The following is a 19,893-nucleotide window of genomic DNA, read 5'->3' as shown; positions in this document are numbered from 1 at the left end:
TAAATAAATAGACAAATTGTTTGTTTATTTTTGGGGAAATAGTTCAGAATTTTATCAAAGAAAGTCTAATTTTGTACTTCAATGTAGAAATCTACCTTGTTGTAAATTTACTAGGAGGAAGAGAAATGGGGAAAAAGACAGAGAAAAAGTTTTTAAAAAGCTTTACCGTTTTAGCTTTAACATCGAGCTTTATTCTAGGCTCGCTTGGACAAGTAACATCTAGTACGAAAGCAGCAAGTCCAAGTAAAGCAGAAGATATTTTAGCAAATTTATCTTCTGAGCAAAGAGCGGCTCTTGAACAGCTATCGACTAGTGAAGAAACTGGTCTTCAAATTTCTTCAGATATTAATTTAAATTCTTCAGAACAAACAAGTGTTATTGTTGAATTTGCAAATAAACCAGCTAAAGTCGCGCAAATCGAAGCGAGTGTAGAAGGTAAAACATTAACTACATCAGAAGCAGCAAAATTAGTAGATCAAGATCACGCAACATTTGCAGAAGATGTTGGTCAAGTATTAGAAACTGGTAAAACGAAAAAAGTAGATTATACGATTAATCGTTCATATAAAAATGCCTTTAATGGTGTTTCGATGAGTCTACCAGCAAACCAAATTAAAAATTTATTAAAATCAAAGGCTGTTAAGTCCGTTTGGAGTAACAAAACATTTACAATTGATCCTCCAAAAGAAAACGATCAACTTAAAGCAGACGAAGCAAATGTTGGTAACTATACACCTTATGACGCTTTAGATCGTCTTCATGCTGAAGGATTTACTGGTAAAGGAATAAAAGTAGGCATTTTAGATACAGGAATTGATTATAACCATCCAGATTTAAAGGATGCATATAAAGGCGGATATGATTTCGTTGATAATGACAATGATCCGATGGAAACAACGTATACAGATTGGAAAAAATCAGGCCAAGCAGAATTCATTAGTGGAACTGCCTACTACACAGAGCATGGTACACATGTAGCAGGAATCATTGGTGGTCGTGGTAAAGCGAATAGTGAATATAAAACTGTTGGTGCGGCGCCAGAGTCCGATATTTATTCTTACCGAGTGCTCGGTCCATACGGCAGCGGTACAACTGATACAATTATTGCCGGAATCGATCGTGCTGTAAAAGACGGTATGAATGTCATTAACATGTCTTTAGGTGCAACATTAAATGATCCACTATTTGCGACTTCAATTGCGGTAAACAACGCAGTTTTAAGTGGAGTTACTACAGTCATTGCGGCAGGAAATAGCGGAGATCAAATGTATACTGTAGGTGCGCCAGGTGCTGCAGCATTAGCTTTAACTGTAGGAGCGTCATCTATTGCTCTCGATATCTATCAATATTCAGGTGTACAAAATGGTAAAAATTATTCTTTAAGACAGTTAGCAAGAAACTATAAAGATGATTTAACAACATTAAAAGGAAAAACATACCAGCTTGTTGATGTTGGACTAGCTAACCCAGCGGACTTTACTGGAAAAGATCTGAACGGTAAGATTGCGTTCATTAAACGTGGATCAATTGCATTAATTGATAAAATCAAAAATGCAAAAGCAGCCGGTGCAGTGGGCGTAATAATGTATAACGATGAAACACATAAGGCAGAAGGTCCAATTCAAGCATTCCTTGGTGAATCAGTAGATGCGATCCCTGCATTCTCTGTCACAAATGATGAAGGAAATGCAATTTTAGCATCAATTCAAGCTGGTAAAACCGACTTCACATTCGGCGATTTCACGAAATTAAAAACGGCTTCAGATGAATTAGCGCAATTCAGTTCTAGAGGACCAACTAGAGTGAACTATGATATTAAACCAGAAGTAACAGCACCTGGTGTATCAATTCTTTCAACAGTACCATTTTATGTGAACGATAAAACTGTTGATGGATCAAAACCGGAAGATTACAAATATGCATATGAACGTTTATCTGGTACTTCAATGGCAACACCATATGTAGCCGGTGTATCTGCATTATTACTTCAATCAAATAAAGATTTAAAACCTGAAGATATTAAATCAATTTTAATGAATACTGCAGATCCACTTTCAAAGGCTTATAGTGTATTTGAAGAAGGTAGCGGACGAGTAGATGCTTATGAAGCAATCCACTCTAATGTTGAATTAGAAGTAGTTGATAAAACGCCAACAATCATTAATGGAAAACAAAAATCAATTCAAGAATTAACCGGTGGAATGAGCTTTGGTTCATTTGGATTTGATGATCAAGATATTGCTGATTCACGTACAGTTACATTAAAGAACCGTAGTGAAAAAGCAAAAACATTCAATGTCAATGTTAAATTCCAAACTGGATTAAGAGGTTCATTAGATGCAGCTAAAAATAATGTAACATTAACTGGTCCTACATCTGTCAAATTAAATGGAATTAGCCAAAAATCAATCAATTTCAATTTAAACATTCCAAAAACTGCAGAAAAAGGCACTTATGAAGGATATATTACTTTCACGAACACTCAAGATCCAACTGAAACATATCAAATTCCGTTTGGTGGACGAGTAATAAAAGAAGGCATTGATTCAGTTGACGCCTTACCAATGTATTCATCCGATACAGCTTGGCCGGAAAATGCGTGGCCATTCGAATCATTTTCATTCTCATTAAAATCACATATGAAAACATTAGATATTATTTTACAAGATTCTACAACTGGTGAAGACCTAGGATTAGTAGGTTCGTTGAGTCCGATTATATTGAATGAAAATCAAACTTATTATGTATCAAGAGGATTTACTGGAACATATTATCCATTTACTGGTGATTCAGCGAATCCGATTGCATATCAACCAGAAATTGCACAACCAGGTCACTATAAAATTAAGCTGGTTGGATCTAATGAACAAGGTAAAACATTCACAAAATCATCTGATTTCATCTATGACTTAGGTGCACCAACTATGACTTCTAGCTTTGATTCATTAGACCAAAAAGTAATTGAATACAATGATAGTCAATTTGATTCAAATGGACAATTCTTATATGACTTTAACTTTAACTTAAATGATCCTGAAACAGAAGAAGCTAGTAAACTAGGTCTTCCAGTTGATCAATCAAACAATGCAGTTGTAACTTTTTATAATAGTCCATTTCCGAAAAATCCAATTTTCACAGATAAAAATGGAAATTACACAGATAAACTTGTAGTTAGAAAACAAGCTGCACCTTTACAAGTTCAGTTTTATGGAATGGATTATGCAAGAAACTTTACTGGAAATGCTTTTAATATGTTAAGAGTTGTTTTTGTGGATCACAATTTACCATATTACTATTTAAAAGCAAATAAACAAATCGTAACTACAGGAGATACAGTAAATTATAGCGTTCGTTCAAATAATGTTAAAAACTTAAAATCATCTAAAATTACAATACCAGTTGATCCTAACATTGCTTCAATTGATAATGTAGTAGTAAATGATGCAGTAAAGCAATATGGCGATGCAAAGGTGTCAGTATCTACGACTCCATCAGGTAGTATATTGAACTATACAATTACATTCACTTATTTAGGCGATAAAGTATTACCAGAAGACTTAAAGTTATTTAATTTCGACCTTAAAACGTCTAAAAAATTTACAGATGGTGTTTATGGAGGATCTGCTTTCAATTGGTATACAATGACAGCCTCTACGACTGATCAATCAGATGTAGTGACTAATAATGTTTACTCTTACATGGAAAGTATTAAATATAAACCAACCTATTCAAGATTAGATGGAGCATTGCGTTTTGAAGGAGCAATCAATCCTGCAACAGGTCAGCAAAATTATGCGCTTGATCAAAGTGCAATCGGTGCAAAAGTAACAGTTACTTCTTATGATGGAAAAACAAGTGTTAATGCGCCGAGTTTCAATAAGAGTGGGCAGTATATCATTGAAGGTCTTAAAGCTGAAGTAAATCCGTATACGGTAACAGTTGATGTACCAGGTCATTTCACGATGAACAAACAACTTGTTTTATCTAATAATGTACGTGGGGAAATCGTAGGAAAAAGATTAGCTTGGAACTTACCAGTTGCAGCAGCAGGAGATGTAAATAAAGATAATGTAATCGATATTTTAGATGCATTAGCAGTACAAACTTATTGGGGGACAAATAAAGCATCAGCAGATTTTAACTTTGATAAAGTAGTAGATAAAAAGGATATGGATTTTATTGTTAAAAATTACGGATTAAAAAATCCAACAGTATCAAATGCGCCAAAAGCGAAAACTGCTTATAAAGGCGTTACGTTGGATGATGTATTAACTCAATTAGGTTTACAATAAACAAAGGTTGAAGAGAAGCTGAATATAGGCTTCTCTTTTTCTATTATGGATGGTTTCATGTATGGTATTAGTGATCGAATCGGTACAGAAAGTGTTGCTGTTGCTACTGCTGGAGATATCAATATAGACAATATAATAGACATTAATGACGCTCTAGCAATTGAAACATATTGGGGAACAAACAAACGCTCAGCTGATATCAACTCTGACGGTACAGTTGATGCAAAAGATTTTGCTTATGTAGAAAAGAAGTTCTTAATGCAAAACCCAGCAGTGGAGATTGCTCCAAAACCAGTGAAGAAATATAAAGGTAAGACAATTGATATCATTAAGAGTGAGCTAGGCATTCAATAAAAAAAACAACTTTTAATTTTAATCGAGAGCCTAATTGATAAAGGGATGTCCACAAGTTAGGATTCTGACTTATGAGACATCCCTTTTATTTTTAATTGAATTCAAAAAATAATTAAAAGGCGAAGCAAAAAAACAAAACCATAACTAATCGATTGTTGTCCAATCTTGCGACCATTTCATTAATTCCTTAATAACTGGTTCTAAAGCCAGTCCTTTTTCTGTCAAAGAATATTCGATTCGAACTGGAGTTTCTGGGTAAACATCGCGTTTTACAATACCTGCTTGTTCTAAATCCTTTAGTCTTTCTGAAAGGACGCGCCCGCTAATTGGCAAAGTTGATTCGATTGTACAAAATCGCTGTGATCCAGAAAGAAGTTGAAAAATTATTAGAATTGCCCAACGTTTACTAATTAACTCTACGCTTTTTTCAAATCGAGGGCATAATAAAGAAAAATCCATTTAAAACCACCTCACCTATATCCATATTATAACTAAATTTGTATTAATAACAAGATTACCATACATAAATTTATTACTTGACGTAAGTTTATTACTAAATTAAACTTACTTACATAAAGTAACTAAATGATTTTTTTAGAAAAATAATAAATGTCTATAAATAGGTGGCAAAACAACATGAATATGAATACAGATGTATGTATTGTAGGTGCAGGACCAGGTGGTGCACTATTAGCATATTTGCTTGCAAAAAATAATATTTCGACTGTTCTTGTGGAAAGACATAGTGGAATTGATAAAGAATTTAGGGGGGAGCATCTAAATTCTGAAGGTGAACAAATATTAAAAAAGCATCATCTTTATGAAAAAGTTAAAGAATACGGACTACTGCTAATGGATCGTGTTGAATATTGGAATCAGAATAAAATAATAAAAAGTATTTTTCCATCACAAGGTTCCAAACACGTTGGTATTCATGTTCCACAAAATCATTTATTAAATGTTATTTTAAAAGAAGCAAATAAATATGAAAACTTCAAGCTTTTGATGGGCACACGTGTGTCTAAATTAATAGAAGATCAAGATGGTCGCTATATAGGTGTTAAAGCAATAAGGAATGGTACTGAGATAACAATTAATAGCTCGGTTATAATCGGTGCCGACGGTCGATTTTCGACGATCCGCAAATTAGCAAATATACACACGGATATTATAAAACATGGATACGATCTACTTTGGGCTAAAATACCTAGACCAGCAAGTTGGGATCCAACAGTTAGATTAACATTGATAAATAAACAACAATTGGCTTTGTTTACTCAAGCAGGAGGGTTTATTCAAATTGGATGGAATATAGATGAAGGTTCTTTTCTGAACTTAAGAAGTAAATCTTTCAATCCTTTTGTTAATCAGCTAATCGAAGCATTTCCAGAACTGACTGAAACTGTTCAAGAAAATATAAAATCTTGGAACGATTTTGTTTTATTAAATGTTCAAAGTAGCCGTAGTAAAACATGGGTAAAAGACGGCTTAATTATAATGGGTGATGCGGCACACACGATGAGTCCTACTGCAGCGCTTGGTGTAAATATTGCGATGAAAGATGCAGATATTTTAGCAGAAATCATACAAGATGCTATTCGAAACAAAGATACTAGTACAATAGTGTTAAAGAAATTTGAATATGCTAGACGAGGAGAAGTTGAAAGCTTACAAAAGCAACAACTAACCCAGGAAAGTACTTTTAAACATCATTTTGATGTGACTATATAAGAATGCCTTTAAAATTTTAAAAATGGACAAGTAAAAATTAAGAAATATATTATATCAATATGAAATCGTGTTAGAAAACAGGAGGAAGCCTCATGATCAACGAAAAAGTAGTTTCTTTATTAAAAGAGAAAATTAATGTAATAAAAAATAACGATAAATCAATTTATTTAGTTGGACCAATTAAACTACCAGTAAATTTAGATGGAGAAACAGTACTTTTTCATTGGTATTGTTGGCTACGCTGTGAAGATATCGAAGGAGATTTTTGTAGCGATGGATCATATAACACTGAAAAAATTATTAGTAAATTAGCATCTTCAAATTTAGCAGAAATGCAACAATCAAGCGTATTAGTTTATGGTGACTTTGAAAATTCAGAGGATGCACTAATTCGAATGCATAGTATTTGTCATACAGGTGATATTTTTGGAAGTAAACGCTGTGATTGTGGATTCCAATTAAAAGAAGCAATGAAAATGATTTCTTCAAATGAATCAGGTGCATTATTTTATTTAGCAAATCATGAAGGAAGAGGAATCGGTTTATTTAGTAAAGCGATGGCATATGTTCTCCAAGAGCAAGGATTTGATACTGTTGAGGCAAATGAAGAGCTTGGTTTTGTAGATGATGCACGAAACTACGAAGATGCTATTCGTGTATTAAAAACGCTTCGCTCAAAACCGGTTACTTTAATTACAAACAACCCAAGAAAATTGGATGCTCTTCAAAAATCAGGAGCTAATGTATCTGGAAGAATTCAATTATGGGGAGACAAATCAAAGTATAACGAAAAGTATTTAGAGACTAAAATTGTTCGTTCTGGTCATTTTAAAGGAGGACGTACAAGTGAGTAATCATGAATTTTATATGAATTTAGCTATTCAAAATGCCATGGCTACAAAAGGTCAAACAGACCCCAACCCATTAGTAGGATCTGTAATTGTAAATGATAGTCGGATTGTTGGAATTGGTGCTCACCTTAAAGCCGGTGAACCTCATGCTGAAATTAATGCACTCAGAATGGCAGGCGATAAAGCTGAAGGTGGAACAATTTATGTAACGCTTGAGCCATGCTCTCATCATGGACGAACTGGTCCTTGTGCAGAGGCAATTGTACGAGCAGGTTTGAAAAAAGTTGTTGTTGCTACACTTGACCCAAATCCTTTAGTGGCAGGAAGAGGAGTGAAAATTCTTCAAGATGCTGGAATTGAAGTAATCATCGGAGTTTGCGAAGAGCAGTCGATCAAAATGAATGAAGTATTTAACAAATATATTGTTAAAAATATTCCTTTTGTCGTAATGAAATCAGCTTCTACATTAGATGGGAAGATTGCTACCCATTCTTCTGATAGTAAATGGATCACTTCAGCAGAAGCTCGAAATGATGTTCATCAATTAAGAAATGAAATTGGTGCGATATTAGTTGGTGTTAACACAGTATTAAAAGATAATCCAGAATTAACAACTAGAATTCCAAACGGACGTAATCCAGTACGAGTGATCCTAGATTCAACTTTAAAAATTCCTTTAGAATCAAAAGTAGTAACCGATCAGCAAGCTGAAACATGGATATTCACAAGCCAAAAACACTCTGAACAAAAAAGAAGTGAATTAGAAAGCTTAGGTGTAAAAGTATTTGTTACGAGCGATTTAAATAGAGTTGATTTAAACGAAATGCTAAAAATTCTAGGTGAACATTCAATCTCTTCTTTATTAGTAGAAGGTGGTGGGGAAGTGAATGCTTCCTTTATGAATCAAAATTTAGTTGATAAAGTGATTGTCTATTTAGCTCCTAAATTAATAGGTGGAAAGAATGCACCTACATTTTTAGAAGGTACTGGGCTTGATAAAATGGGACAAGCGATTGAACTTGAAGAGATTGAATTAACGAAAATTGGTCCTGATTATAAATTCATAGGCTATCCAAAATATACTACTTCATGAGGAAGGACTTTTAGAATGAAATTCGGATTCGATATAGACGATACTTTAATTGATTTAAGACAGCATGCTTTTCACATTTATAATAAAAAATTAAATAAAAACATTCCTATAGAAGCTTACAATGAATTAAAAACAGTTGAAATTCATGAACCTTTTGGCTTAACGGCAGAAGAAGGGAGCAAAATGTGGAAGAGTAATCTAGAAGAGACATACTTTACTACATGTCCTCCATTTCCATATGCTGTTGAAACATTACAAGAATTAGAAAAGCAAGGACACGAAATTTATTATGTGACAGCAAGAAATAAAGAATATGGTGAACGCACAAAAGAATGGTTATTAAAAAATGGATTTCCAGTTAATCAAGATCGCTTTTATTGTGGAATGAAAGATTCTGAAAAAATTCATATAATAAAAGAATTAGCTTTAGATTACTATTTTGATGATAAACCAGAAATATTGAACACACTCTCAGAATTAACTTTAAAAGCATATGTGAAAGATACATCATATAATCGAGGGTTGGACATCCCACGTATTACTTCCTGGTCTGAATTAAAAGAAATCATTGAGAGTAATTAGTAAAAAAACACCTGTGATAGGTGTTTTTTTGTGTGGTGATAAATGAGTAGGTCAATTATTAACCAAGCTTTCGTAAAGGAACCCGCGTAGGTTGATTACCACTACTGGATGCTCGCTTTCTGGGGCGAGATTCTTGAGCCTCCTCGGCTAGCAATAATAGTAACTCATGAACCCGATATGAGTAAGAATCAACATTTAGCAATAATAGTAACTCATGAAGCCGCTATGAGTAAGTAAGAATCAATATTTTATAAGGATAGTAACTCATGAACCCGCCATGAGTAAGTAAGAATCGACATTTAGCAATAATAGTAACTCATGAAGCCGCTATGAATAAGTAAAAATCAACATTTAGCAATAATAGTAACTCATGAACCCGCTATGAATAAGTAATAATCAACATATTGTAAAGATAGTAACTCATGAACTCGTTATGAGTAAGTAAGAATCAACATATAGCAAATATAGATACTCATGAACAGTTACGAGAAAGTAAGACCATGTTTTATGTCGGAAGAAGCTGATAAAAACACGCATGATAGGTGTTTTTTTAGTAAGATATTTAAAAAATTTAATTAAATCTTTTAAATCCTAAAAAATGTTGGTTCCAATATGAATTGTTTATTTTAGAAATAGTTACTCCTGAACTGCTACTTGCATGGATAAACTCATTATTATTAATCACTATCCCCATGTGGGACGGTCCATAAGTATAAGTGTTTTGGAAAAAGATTAAATCTCCAGGTTGAAAGTCATCTACGGTTTTTAAATTTGAATTATTATACCAATAACCTGCAACATTTGTTCTAGGAAGTGACATTCCAGATTCTTTGAATACATAAGAAATAAACCCACTACAGTCAAAACCTGATGGAGTTTCTCCACCCCAAATATAAGGTACACCTGAATACTTTTTAGATAAGGTGATTAAAGTTTGTACATCAAATGATTGAGAGTTATTTGAATCAACTTTATTTGTATCTGTTTGACTTGAATCTGCCGTATTTGAACTTGTCTCTTTTCCAACATAAGATGCACCAATATACCCTATTACCCCATTAAATTTCACCTTATACCAACCATTAGATAATGAGATGACATCTAGTTTTTGATTTTTATTAACACTACCTAAAATCTGATAAGAAGTTCCAGCCCCAGATCTTACGCGTAAACCATTAATAGTAGAAAAATAGTTTCCAGAACTGACCACTTGATTATTATTACTATTATTCGATTCGGTAACTTTTCCAACATAGGATGCGCTAATATACCCTATTACCCCATTAAATTTTACCTTATACCAACCATTAGAAACTGAGATTACATCTAATCTTTGATTTTTATTAACACTACCTAAAATCTGATAAGAAGTTCCAGCGCCTGATCTTATGCGGACACTATTACCAGTAGAAATGTAGTTACCCGAACTGACCACTTGATTATTATTACTATTATTCGATTCGGTAACTTTTCCAACATAAGATGCACTTATATATCCTGTTGACCCATTAAATTTTATCTTATACCAGCCATTAGACAATGAAATTACATCTAGTTTTTGATTTTTATTAACACTACCTAAAATCTGATAAGAGATACCAGCTCCTGATCTTATGCGGACACCATTACCGGTTGATTTATATGTACTAATAGTATTATTTGAATAAAGTTTACTAGATTGCAGAGTTTTCTTGGAATCAATCGAGGCTGCAGCTGCAGTAGTATTATATGGAATTTGAATTGTTAATGTTGAAGCAAGTCCAACTAATGCCAATGAGTTTAAAGTTCGCTTTTTGTTTCTTTCTCCTTTCAAATTTAACTTTATTAAGGTACTTGCTGATTTCGATTTCATTACTAACCTTCCCTCTAACCAATAACTGAAATAACAAAGAAAAAATCCCTTACCTCATATAATAGTAAGGGCAAATCTAAGATTACATGAACTTGGTAATTAAATTATTTAAAATGTGGGATCACATTTAGTTTAAATTCTAACATAAGATGATAGGTATCTTCACTTAATTAGTGTCAAATTTTTCCGGAAAAGTAAATTTTGTTCAAAATTTACTAAAAAAAACAAGGAAGAATATGAAACTCTCATTATTCAACAAAGTGGAAAAACTGTATAGTTTTTAGTAAATATAGATAAGATTATTGCTTTATGAAAGTTTTGTTAAGTAAACTAATATTATAGATTCTACAAGTTGTCAGGAAATACAAGCGTAAAAAAGTCTATTAAAATCTTAATCCTACTCTTTATTGGAGGTGCAAGTCAAAGTGACAAAGCTTGAACTTGAAATTGAAAACGTACAAATTGCAAAACATACGGATTATAAAGGCTATAAAATTAGATTTTCAATTAATCAACAGCTGTATGTACTTTTAGTCGGTAAAACAAATTTATTATTTCCTTTGTCTCTAATTCACACTTTTCATGAAAAAGGAACATGTCAGCTATGCAATAAACTAGTTTTTCCATCAAATTTTAGTCAACAAGTTTGTCCAGCATTATTTAATAGAAGAGAAGAATTATTTACTTATTTCCAAGAACATTATTCTGAACAATTTTAATCAGCTATAAAATGGCTTTTGACAAACGTCGACCAAAGTAAAATAATAAATTAATAAAGAAATCGTGATAAAAAACTACTTTTTGGGTAGTTTTTATTTTTTTATGAAAATATTTAACGATAATGAGACATAAAAATAGCATTTCGTCATATATTTTGTTGAAAACGGAGGTGCTATTACACATGGTGATTCAAGACTTAGATATTCAAAACGTGGTAATTAGTAGGCTTGGGGGATACGACGGTTATAAAATAAGCTTTTCCGTTAATCATCAAGGTTACATATTATTAGCTGGAAAACAAAAGACGATTTTTCCTTTGTCTATTAAACATGCATTTATTGAAAAGGAAAAGTGTCAGTTTTGCAATAAACTTGTATTTAAATCTGCTATCAGCCAGCAAATTTGTTTGAATCTTCTTCTTAAAAAAAGTGATTTATTATCGTATTTTCAGCAAAATTATCCTGAACCATTTGAAGGAATATAGGTATATTATTTAAAGAAAACTGTCTTGGAAAAACCACTAAAGAGGTGGTTTTTTGTTTATAAAATGAGTACATATAAGTGTTTATTCCTCCATGAATTCAAAATAGTTGTTTAAGAATTGTATTATTCTAGTAAAAAAACACTGTAGAAATACGATTATAATTGTTGTACTATTCTTGTAATTCTATTTTTATTGGGGGATATTTGCATGTCTAATTCTTTATTGCCGACGAATACTATTTCTTTACAATTTTATAATGATAAATATGATGACCAATTAAAAAACTATTTTCTGGCTGATGAGCATCTAAAATTTACTGGTCTACCTATTGATAATATAGAAAAATGTGTATTAGAGGCTGATCGTCATGCGATTTTAATTTTAAGTAACAATGGTGTTGCAGGATTTTTTGTTTTGCATGGTTGGGATGGAGTTAGACATTATAGTGATAATAAAAATGCAATACTATTAAGGGCTTATTCTGTTGATACAAATTTTCAAGGAAAAGGGATTGCGAAACAATCTTTAAATTTATTGCCTTCTTTTGTAAAAGCGAATTTCCCTGAACGAGATGAAATTATTTTGGGTGTGAATCATAAAAATACTGCTGCACAGCATGTTTATTTAAAAAGCGGATTTATTGATAAAGGAAAGAGAGTAATGGGGAGAAAAGGTGAGCTCTTTATTATGCATATGGATCTAATATAAGTTTAGAAAGAAGGAAGATTGATGTACGGAGTTGTAGCGTTATTTGATGCAAAAACCGAACAAATCATTAAAGATATTTGGACAGAGTTAAGAGAAAAATCGATTTCTTTCTATGCTGATGAAGTAGTAGATCGTAAACCTCATATTACTTTAGCAAGTTATCATAGCTTAGATAAGCAAAGGTTTATTGAACAATTAGATGATTTTTATGAAAATAAGCCGGAAATAGATATTAGTTTTAATTCAATTGGATCATTTTTAAATACTGGCATATTGTATTTTTCACCACATATTACTAAAAATTTAATTGAGTTTCATGAGAATTTTCATATTCAGTTTAAACATTTTAATGATAAACCAAATTCTATCTATCTACCTGAAAAGTGGGTGCCACATAGTACTTTAGCTAATAGATTGTTACCGGATAAACTAGTAGAAGCGTATAATTATTGTTTATATCGAAATGATACGATTGTAGGAAAAATACAGGAGATTGGTATTATTGAGATGGTTAGTAAAAATAATGCACCAATTATCTATTCAAAGTCTTTAAAATCTCTTTGGTGAAAAAACATGTTAAGAATGACTTCTAATTAGAAAAAGTTCAAGAATTGTTCTCGAACTTTTTGTGTTTAATTATGTTGTTAAAAAAACAATCCTAGCATCTTTTTAATTAACTGTATCAATTGCTTTTAGTTCATAAAGCATATAAGTTTTATTATTTCTCCATTCGATTTTCTGTATAACAGCTAGTCCAAAAGGTTTTTCCTCGTTCTTTCTCGAGACATTGATTGGTGTGTCAATAGGATATAAATGGTATCCGTTTTGCTCTAGCGTGAATAGATTGTTTTCGTGTCTAACGGCGTGATCGTTCGTTACAATTAACCAATTAAATTCAAATGGCATACTCATATTTTGAAAACTCCTTAAATTGAATAGATAGAATATTTAATTTAGATATGATTTAACCCTTGAAGATATCTTAATATATTTTTGTTCTGAACACAAAAAGTGGATTGTATAAAATTTTATAAGATAAGTAGGGACTCTCAATGAATAGGAAGCATAGTAATCAAGTTCGTTTAACCGGTGGGCTTCAAAATGAGGTATTTTATGATGAAGATTATAATATGGTGGTTAGGCAGTCTAAATTAGGAAAAACAAAAGAAATGATGTTACAGGAAATTGATTTTATAAATTTTTTACATATGCAAGGGGTAAATGTCCCAAGAGCGGATCGTAATTTAGGAGAAAAAGAAGGAAGAGTCATAACTTATTTTGAGTATATTGATGGCGAACAAATTGATGTTACTAATTCAAAGCATTGGAATAGTAACATGTTTGAACAATGGGGTAAACAATTGGGAAAGATGCATTCTTTAGCTAAAAATTATAAATTAAGTGAGGTTTATCGACCAATCTGGTCACGTAAAACCAATGATGTTTTTGGGATTAGAGAACAGCTAATTCCTAATATGAAAGAGAGTTATGATAAGCAAATGGAAAAGCTCTCAGAATTTCGAAATACATCGGATACATTTGGATTAATTCATAATGATTTTCATCAAGGGAATTTAATTTTAGTTGGGAATAAAATCTTTACAATTGATTTTGATGATTGTGCATTTAATTGGTTCGCACAGGATATTGCTACAGCATTTTATCATGCATATTGGCAACAGAGCTCCTTTAATAAAATGAGTGATCAGTTTATTGAGACATTTATGGTGAACTTCTTTAAGGGATATAAACTAGAAAACTTACTTCATAATGACATAGTAAAACAAATCCCTATCTTTCTTAAATTGAGAGAAGTATTTTTGTACCATTTATTTGTTCAAAAATGGGATTTGAATCGATTAGAGGCGTGGCAAAAATATACACTTATAGATTTAGAAAATAAGATTAATAATGATGTTCCATATGCAAATATTACAGATTTTTCGATATATCAATAATGGAAGCACAACTAGGATTTTATACTTTTTATAAAAGCTAAAAACATAGGATAGCTCTAGTTATTTTAGACTGGCTATCCTTTAAATTTTTTTAAACATTTACATATACTTAAAAACGTATGGTCATTGATTCGCAAATTCGACTATATAATAAAACAAACAGTATTTTTTGTAGTTGCTTTATTGAAAGGGGCTGATGTTTATGCGAAGAAATAAGAATGCGGCTCTTATTGTAATTTTATGGTTATGCATGGTGCTTTTTATAGTTGTAAATGCAATACGTCATATTCGAGTATATATGGTTTACAGTTCAGGCTTAATGCCTTTTATTGTTTGTGGAATGATTATTTTTGCGATTATTATCCTTTATGTAAGAGGGTCGAAGCAGCGGAGATAGAAATAAAGGTTCTAAGAGAGTCTGTTGATAAGGATAGGAAAAAAATATAATACGGGGGTTCCTTTGATCACAGAGGGTGATCTATGGTAGCCCTTTTTTTATTTGAACAGTTTTAAGATCTGAACGTTGTTAATATACGTTGCGGTGTGCTATCTTAGCAAATTATCGCTCACTTCTATAGGAAATAAGCGGGTTCTATCAATTTTTTATTCGATATAGAGAGATTTAGAGCAAATTGGCAGTTTTCTATTTATGAAAGTACCTGATTTTTATAAGTTTTAGGTATAACACCCTTACTAGTATAGGTAATTTTTTATTTTAATTGCGGTTCCTTGGAATTTAATTGCACTTAACTGTTTATTTGCACTTTTCTACACCTTATTTGTAGCTCTGATATTATTCAACACTATTCTTATCTTAAATGAAAATAGGAGGGTCCCATTAAATGGACCCTCCTGCTTTTATTTATTCTGCAATTACCAGATTTGTATTTGTCTTATTAAATTTAGAAATAAAACTTTTATTAATATGAGAATCCGTAATGATGTAATCAATTTTTTCAAGCGGTGCTATATGGACAGTGACATTCTTACCGAATTTTGTACTGTCAGCTGCTACATAATTAAGGTTGGATAACTCAATTATTTTCTTCCTTGTAATTGCCTCTTCTAAATTATAATCGGAAATTCCTTTTTCAATTGTAATTCCACTCGCGCATATAAACGACTTTAGAATATTTAATTCATTAAAATTAAATAAGTAATCGTACGTAACGACCGATTGTTCATTTCGTCTAATTTTACCGCCGATTATGATCAATTCAATCGAACTATTCATTAACTCATTGATGATTGGGATTGAATTCGTAACGACTGTTAAATTCTTTTTATCTTTAATATATTTCGCAATTTGTAGTGTAGTAGAGCCACTATCTAAATAAATACAATCTCCATCTTCAATGTGTTCTGCGCATTTGGCGGCAATCTTTTCTTTTTCCTCTAAGTGGCTCACCATTCTTTCTTCCATTGATGACTCAAAGAACTTCGATTCAGCTATTTTCGCACCGCCATATATTTTCTCTATTTTGCCTTGTTTTTCAAGTAGATTTAAATCTCTTCGTAAAGTATCAGTAGATATATTTAGAGCTTCAGTTAGCTCAGTTATTTTTAAAACATTATTTGTTTTTAATAAATCGATTATTTTTTGTTGTCTTTCAAGTGGAAACATAACCTCACCCATTCAGTATTTAATGATATTTGCTTACAGTTTAATTGAAATGAATGCACATTTTCAATAGTAGAAATGCAAATGTTTGATTAAATAAATGTAAATATGTGCACAAGTTATGCAAAACTTACGTACAATTTACATATTATTTACTTAAATGGCTAATTGGATTTACATATGAATTTTATACTAAGGTTGTACTTAAGGGGGTGAACGGTTTGCTGAAACTACAAAACGTTAGCAAACAGTTTGATAAAAAAGTCGTATTAACAGATATAAATCTTGAAATTAAAACTGGAGAAATTGTCTCATTACTAGGTCCAAGTGGAAGTGGAAAAACAACTTTATTAAATCTAATTCTAGGTTTAACTCAAATGGATCAAGGTCAAATAATATTCAATGATGTAGATATTACTAATACGCCAATGAAAAATAGAGGATTCAATATCGTTTTCCAAGATTATGCACTTTTTCCTAACTTGAATTCTTATGAAAACATTGTTTATGGATTAAGGAATAAGAAAGGGCTTGTTTCGGATCAAGAATTGCAGGACTATATTAACTTCTTAGAATTAAAGCCTCATTTAAATAAGAGAATAGGAGAGCTTTCTGGAGGTCAGAAACAAAGGGTTGCCCTTGCTAGAACATTAGTAACGAAGCCAAAAATTTTATTATTAGATGAACCTTTAAGTGCACTAGATGGTGTCATAAAGGAATCAATTAAAGAGCGAATTAAATCAATCGCACGAGAATTTAAACTTACGACGATTATCGTTACACATGATCCAGAAGAAGCTTTAACTTTATCAGATAAAATTTTAATTATAAATGAAGGTAAAATTTCGCAATTTGGTACGCCAAGTGAAATCATAAACCAACCAACTAATCGATTTGTTGAAGAGTTTATATTAAAACAGCTTCAAATTAAGAGACATAATATTTACAACTTGTTTGGTGAGAAATATGCATAAAGTTAAACCGGAAATGCGAGTTATTTACTTAGCAATACTTCTATTATTTGTCTCATTTCTATTACTTCCATTAATCATATTATTTTATCGATCATTTGAAACGGATCATGGTTTTGGAATTACTAATTATATAACAATACTGTCAGATAAAATCCTAATACAAGCAGTCTGGAATAGTATAAAGATCTCTACTATTACTGCTTGTGTCAGCACAATATTAGCTTTTATTCTGGCATATTCAATTAACTGCACGAAATTGATTCAACCTTTAAAAGGATTTATGAAAATCGTTATTCTCATACCAATGTTACTCCCGACGATTACTTATGGATTTGCGATAATTTATTCCTTTGGTCAACAAGGTTTAATAACAAAACTATTAGGAAAAAGCTTATTTGAAATTTATGGGTTTAATGGATTGTTAATCGGATACGTAATTTATACATTACCAGCTGCATTCCTATTGATTAATAATTCTTTTAAGTATATTGATAAAAAATTTATGATTGTTTCTGAATTGATGGGTGACGGTCCATTTAGAAGCTTCAAAAATACAATTATTCGCCCATTACTTGGTACGCTTGGTGGAGCTTTCGTTCTTTCCTTTATTTTAAGCTTTACAGATTACGGTATTCCGGCTTCTGTGGGTGGTACATATTACGTTGTAGCTACCCAGTTATATCAAGTTATGCTTGGATCAATTCCTAATTTTAATAATGGTGCAGTTATTGCAGTATTAATGCTAGTTCCAGCTGTATTTGGCGTTTTATTACTAAACTATCTTGAAAAATTCAATTTTCATTATGACAAGTTTACAAACGTTGAAATGATTTCTAACAAGGTTCGAGATATTTGTTTCGGGATCATTTCTACAATCATTTTAGTTGGAATCCTGTCAGTATTTGCAGTAATGTTCATCATACCATTTTTTATTAGTTATCCATTTAAATTAACTTTTACGCTACAACATTTCGTAGATGCTTTTCAATCTACAGATTTAATAGGAGTTTATAAAAACTCGTTATATGTTTCAGTTGTAACAGCAATAATAGGAACTCTTGTTGCATATAGCTCGGCACTATTAAATGTGCGAACAGCCATAAAAAGTAAATCTAAGCTAGTCATTGATTTAATTTCGATGCTAACAAACACTGTTCCAGGGATGGTTTTAGGTCTATCGTATTTACTATTTTTCAATAATAGTAGTTTAAAAGGAACATTTGCCATTATCATTCTTTGCAACATCGTTCACTTTTTTACTACACCGTATTTATTAGCAAAAAACTCGTTATCCAAAATGAATCCTGGTTGGGAGACAACTGGAGAATTAATGGGTGATTCATGGTTTAAAACAATTTACAGAGTTGTCTTGCCGAACTCTAAGTCAACAGTTTTTGAAATGATTAGTTACTATTTCATTAATTCAATGGTAACCGTGAGTGGGATCATTTTCTTAATAACAGCTGAAACCTCATTAGTTGCAAGCAAAATTAAAGAACTTCAGCACTTCCAAAAATATGATGAAATATTTGTATTATCGCTATTAATCTTTTTTACGAACTTAATCGTTAAATTCATTTTTGACTATTTTCAACGGAAAAGTGTTATTCAGGGATAATCAATAATTTATAAAAAATTAAAATAAGAGAGGTTATTTCAAATGTTTAAGAAATTCAAAGGGATTGTGTTGTCATTATTCGCACTATGTTTAGTTTTTTCATTAACTGCATGTAATAGTTCTAAAACAAATGCCTCAGGAAAAGTTGTTATTTATACGAATGGTGATGAAGAAGCCATTACATCCATGGAAAGTGCATTAAAAAAAGCAGGTTATGAAGGAAAATACGTATTCCAAACATTTGGTACTTCTGAATTAGGTGGAAAACTTATGGCTGAAGGCGATAAAATCGAAGCAAATTTAGTAACAATGAGTTCATATTTCTTAGATAGTGCTCAAGAAAAACACAATATGTTCGAAGACTTAACATTTAAAACAGATTCATTAGGGAAATATCCTTCATTCTATACACCAATTTTAGCTAACACAGGATCAATCTTTGTAAATACAAAAGTAATGAAAGAAAAAGGCTTACCAATGCCAACTTCAATTAAAGATTTAGCAAAACCAGAATTTAAAGGTTTAGTATCAATTCCAAATATCATGGATTCTTCAACTGGCTGGTTATTAATTCAAGCAATTATTACTCAGTATGGAGAAGTAGAAGGTAAAACCATTTTACATGATTTAATCGCAAACTGTGGTCCACATTTAGAGAGCTCTGGTTCAGGTCCAATTAAAAAAGTAGAAGCTGGCGAGGTTGCAGCGGGGATTGGATTACGTCACCAAGCAGTATTAGATAAAAAATCAGGTTTACCAATTGACTATGTAGATCCAACAGAAGGAAACTTCTCATTAACTGAATCAGTTGCAGTTGTTAAAAAAGATAAGAAATCAAATGAATTAGCAATGAAAATGGCGGAAGTAATTATTAAAGATGCTCGTAAAGCTTTAATTAAAAATTACCCAGTTGCTTTATACAAAGGCGAAACTGTTAGCAACGAGCATAAACCAGCTCATTCGATGAAATTTAGTCAACCATTAACAGTTAAATTATTAGAAGAGCACCAACAGTTCTTTAATGCTGCAAAATAATTACTAAGGGGATGAAAAGC

Annotated in this window: 19 protein-coding genes; 15 read left to right on the top strand and 4 right to left on the bottom strand. The window is 31.7% G+C overall.

Going from position 1 to position 19,893, the window contains the following annotated elements:
- The first annotated feature begins 125 nt into the window (after positions 1-125).
- Together CN946_RS13085 and CN946_RS13080 are read left to right on the top strand one after the other, a co-directional pair.
- Positions 126-4,292 (top strand): S8 family serine peptidase, encoded by a 4,167-nt coding sequence (locus tag CN946_RS13085; protein WP_098861516.1) that lies wholly within the window; start codon positions 126-128, stop codon positions 4,290-4,292.
- A gap of 57 nt (positions 4,293-4,349) precedes the next feature.
- Entirely contained in the window at positions 4,350-4,646 is a 297-nt protein-coding gene (locus tag CN946_RS13080) for a dockerin type I domain-containing protein (protein ID WP_098861515.1), read from the top strand.
- A gap of 144 nt (positions 4,647-4,790) precedes the next feature.
- Here CN946_RS13080 and CN946_RS13075 read toward each other — a convergent pair whose 3' ends face one another.
- Entirely contained in the window at positions 4,791-5,105 is a 315-nt protein-coding gene (locus tag CN946_RS13075) for a winged helix-turn-helix transcriptional regulator (RefSeq protein WP_025671317.1), read from the bottom strand.
- A 177-nt stretch (positions 5,106-5,282) separates the two neighbouring features.
- Here CN946_RS13075 and CN946_RS13070 point away from each other — a divergent pair, with 177 nt between their 5' ends.
- The 4 genes from CN946_RS13070 (at position 5,283) to CN946_RS13055 (ending at position 8,903) form a co-directional block, all read left to right on the top strand.
- The gene (locus CN946_RS13070) at positions 5,283-6,377 is read left to right on the top strand and encodes an FAD-dependent monooxygenase (RefSeq protein WP_098861514.1); all 1,095 of its coding nucleotides are present in this window, start codon (positions 5,283-5,285) and stop codon (positions 6,375-6,377) included.
- 92 nt (positions 6,378-6,469) lie between these two features.
- The gene (locus CN946_RS13065; RefSeq protein ID WP_098861513.1) at positions 6,470-7,231 is read left to right on the top strand and encodes a GTP cyclohydrolase II; all 762 of its coding nucleotides are present in this window, start codon (positions 6,470-6,472) and stop codon (positions 7,229-7,231) included.
- Positions 7,224-8,321 (top strand): bifunctional diaminohydroxyphosphoribosylaminopyrimidine deaminase/5-amino-6-(5-phosphoribosylamino)uracil reductase RibD, encoded by a 1,098-nt coding sequence (gene ribD / locus CN946_RS13060; protein ID WP_098861512.1) that lies wholly within the window; start codon positions 7,224-7,226, stop codon positions 8,319-8,321. Before CN946_RS13065 ends, ribD begins: the two co-directional genes overlap by 8 nt.
- Positions 8,322-8,336: 15 nt before the next feature.
- On the top strand, positions 8,337-8,903 hold the full coding sequence (locus CN946_RS13055) for a 5' nucleotidase, NT5C type (RefSeq protein ID WP_098861511.1): 567 nt from the start codon (positions 8,337-8,339) through the stop codon (positions 8,901-8,903).
- A gap of 571 nt (positions 8,904-9,474) precedes the next feature.
- On the opposite strand, the gene CN946_RS13050 is transcribed toward CN946_RS13055, so the two are convergent.
- Positions 9,475-10,755, bottom strand: a complete 1,281-nt coding sequence (locus CN946_RS13050) for a C40 family peptidase (protein ID WP_098861510.1) — start codon at positions 10,753-10,755, stop codon at positions 9,475-9,477.
- Between the two features lie 425 nt (positions 10,756-11,180).
- Here CN946_RS13050 and CN946_RS13045 point away from each other — a divergent pair, with 425 nt between their 5' ends.
- The 4 genes from CN946_RS13045 to CN946_RS13030 all read left to right on the top strand — a co-directional run bounded on the left by CN946_RS13045 (position 11,181) and on the right by CN946_RS13030 (position 13,234).
- Positions 11,181-11,474, top strand: a complete 294-nt coding sequence (locus tag CN946_RS13045) for a hypothetical protein (protein WP_098861509.1) — start codon at positions 11,181-11,183, stop codon at positions 11,472-11,474.
- Between the two features lie 182 nt (positions 11,475-11,656).
- Positions 11,657-11,959, top strand: a complete 303-nt coding sequence (locus CN946_RS13040; RefSeq protein ID WP_098861508.1) for a hypothetical protein — start codon at positions 11,657-11,659, stop codon at positions 11,957-11,959.
- Between the two features lie 207 nt (positions 11,960-12,166).
- Positions 12,167-12,667: a GNAT family N-acetyltransferase gene (locus tag CN946_RS13035; RefSeq protein WP_098861507.1), complete on the top strand. Its 501-nt coding sequence runs from the start codon at positions 12,167-12,169 to the stop codon at positions 12,665-12,667.
- Positions 12,668-12,688: 21 nt separating this feature from the next.
- Positions 12,689-13,234, top strand: coding sequence for a 2'-5' RNA ligase family protein (locus tag CN946_RS13030; RefSeq protein WP_098861506.1), 546 nt, complete (start codon positions 12,689-12,691; stop codon positions 13,232-13,234).
- A gap of 102 nt (positions 13,235-13,336) precedes the next feature.
- Here CN946_RS13030 and CN946_RS13025 read toward each other — a convergent pair whose 3' ends face one another.
- On the bottom strand, positions 13,337-13,579 hold the full coding sequence (locus CN946_RS13025; RefSeq protein ID WP_098861505.1) for a DUF2584 family protein: 243 nt from the start codon (positions 13,577-13,579) through the stop codon (positions 13,337-13,339).
- A gap of 140 nt (positions 13,580-13,719) precedes the next feature.
- On the opposite strand from CN946_RS13025, the gene CN946_RS13020 reads away from it, so the two are divergent.
- On the top strand, positions 13,720-14,625 hold the full coding sequence (locus CN946_RS13020; RefSeq protein ID WP_098861504.1) for a phosphotransferase enzyme family protein: 906 nt from the start codon (positions 13,720-13,722) through the stop codon (positions 14,623-14,625).
- 202 nt (positions 14,626-14,827) lie between these two features.
- Positions 14,828-15,022: a hypothetical protein gene (locus tag CN946_RS13015; protein WP_098861503.1), complete on the top strand. Its 195-nt coding sequence runs from the start codon at positions 14,828-14,830 to the stop codon at positions 15,020-15,022.
- Positions 15,023-15,487: 465 nt separating this feature from the next.
- On the opposite strand, the gene CN946_RS13010 is transcribed toward CN946_RS13015, so the two are convergent.
- Positions 15,488-16,249: a DeoR/GlpR family DNA-binding transcription regulator gene (locus CN946_RS13010; RefSeq protein ID WP_098861502.1), complete on the bottom strand. Its 762-nt coding sequence runs from the start codon at positions 16,247-16,249 to the stop codon at positions 15,488-15,490.
- Between the two features lie 218 nt (positions 16,250-16,467).
- Between CN946_RS13010 and CN946_RS13005 the strand changes: the two genes are divergently transcribed.
- The 3 genes from CN946_RS13005 to CN946_RS23675 are packed head-to-tail and all read left to right on the top strand — an operon-like array spanning position 16,468 to position 19,873.
- Positions 16,468-17,220 carry an ABC transporter ATP-binding protein gene (locus CN946_RS13005; protein ID WP_098861501.1) on the top strand — a complete coding sequence of 251 codons (753 nt, stop codon included), beginning with the start codon at positions 16,468-16,470 and terminating at the stop codon, positions 17,218-17,220.
- The gene (locus CN946_RS23680; RefSeq protein ID WP_218012659.1) at positions 17,213-18,838 is read left to right on the top strand and encodes an ABC transporter permease subunit; all 1,626 of its coding nucleotides are present in this window, start codon (positions 17,213-17,215) and stop codon (positions 18,836-18,838) included. The genes CN946_RS13005 and CN946_RS23680 overlap by 8 nt, the downstream gene beginning before the upstream one ends.
- A gap of 42 nt (positions 18,839-18,880) precedes the next feature.
- Positions 18,881-19,873 carry an extracellular solute-binding protein gene (locus CN946_RS23675; RefSeq protein WP_218012658.1) on the top strand — a complete coding sequence of 331 codons (993 nt, stop codon included), beginning with the start codon at positions 18,881-18,883 and terminating at the stop codon, positions 19,871-19,873.
- Positions 19,874-19,893: the final 20 nt, after the last annotated feature.

The organism is Bacillus sp. AFS053548 (assembly GCF_002575105.1).
Taxonomy (GTDB): domain Bacteria; phylum Bacillota; class Bacilli; order Bacillales; family Bacillaceae_G; genus Gottfriedia.
This window is presented reverse-complemented; position numbering and strand designations above follow the sequence as displayed.

What these genes read in the sequence shown, in the direction of transcription:
- CN946_RS13085 (WP_098861516.1), top strand. Translation starts at nt 126, where the DNA reads ATGGGGAAAAAGACAGAGAAAAAGTTTTTAAAAAGCTTTACCGTTTTA.
- CN946_RS13080 (WP_098861515.1), top strand. Translation starts at nt 4,350, where the DNA reads ATGTATGGTATTAGTGATCGAATCGGTACAGAAAGTGTTGCTGTTGCT.
- CN946_RS13075 (WP_025671317.1), bottom strand. Translation starts at nt 5,105, where the DNA reads ATGGATTTTTCTTTATTATGCCCTCGATTTGAAAAAAGCGTAGAGTTA.
- CN946_RS13070 (WP_098861514.1), top strand. Translation starts at nt 5,283, where the DNA reads ATGAATATGAATACAGATGTATGTATTGTAGGTGCAGGACCAGGTGGT.
- CN946_RS13065 (WP_098861513.1), top strand. Translation starts at nt 6,470, where the DNA reads ATGATCAACGAAAAAGTAGTTTCTTTATTAAAAGAGAAAATTAATGTA.
- CN946_RS13055 (WP_098861511.1), top strand. Translation starts at nt 8,337, where the DNA reads ATGAAATTCGGATTCGATATAGACGATACTTTAATTGATTTAAGACAG.
- CN946_RS13050 (WP_098861510.1), bottom strand. Translation starts at nt 10,755, where the DNA reads ATGAAATCGAAATCAGCAAGTACCTTAATAAAGTTAAATTTGAAAGGA.
- CN946_RS13040 (WP_098861508.1), top strand. Translation starts at nt 11,657, where the DNA reads ATGGTGATTCAAGACTTAGATATTCAAAACGTGGTAATTAGTAGGCTT.
- CN946_RS13035 (WP_098861507.1), top strand. Translation starts at nt 12,167, where the DNA reads ATGTCTAATTCTTTATTGCCGACGAATACTATTTCTTTACAATTTTAT.
- CN946_RS13030 (WP_098861506.1), top strand. Translation starts at nt 12,689, where the DNA reads ATGTACGGAGTTGTAGCGTTATTTGATGCAAAAACCGAACAAATCATT.
- CN946_RS13025 (WP_098861505.1), bottom strand. Translation starts at nt 13,579, where the DNA reads ATGAGTATGCCATTTGAATTTAATTGGTTAATTGTAACGAACGATCAC.
- CN946_RS13020 (WP_098861504.1), top strand. Translation starts at nt 13,720, where the DNA reads ATGAATAGGAAGCATAGTAATCAAGTTCGTTTAACCGGTGGGCTTCAA.
- CN946_RS13015 (WP_098861503.1), top strand. Translation starts at nt 14,828, where the DNA reads ATGCGAAGAAATAAGAATGCGGCTCTTATTGTAATTTTATGGTTATGC.
- CN946_RS13010 (WP_098861502.1), bottom strand. Translation starts at nt 16,249, where the DNA reads ATGTTTCCACTTGAAAGACAACAAAAAATAATCGATTTATTAAAAACA.
- CN946_RS23680 (WP_218012659.1), top strand. Translation starts at nt 17,213, where the DNA reads ATGCATAAAGTTAAACCGGAAATGCGAGTTATTTACTTAGCAATACTT.
- CN946_RS23675 (WP_218012658.1), top strand. Translation starts at nt 18,881, where the DNA reads ATGTTTAAGAAATTCAAAGGGATTGTGTTGTCATTATTCGCACTATGT.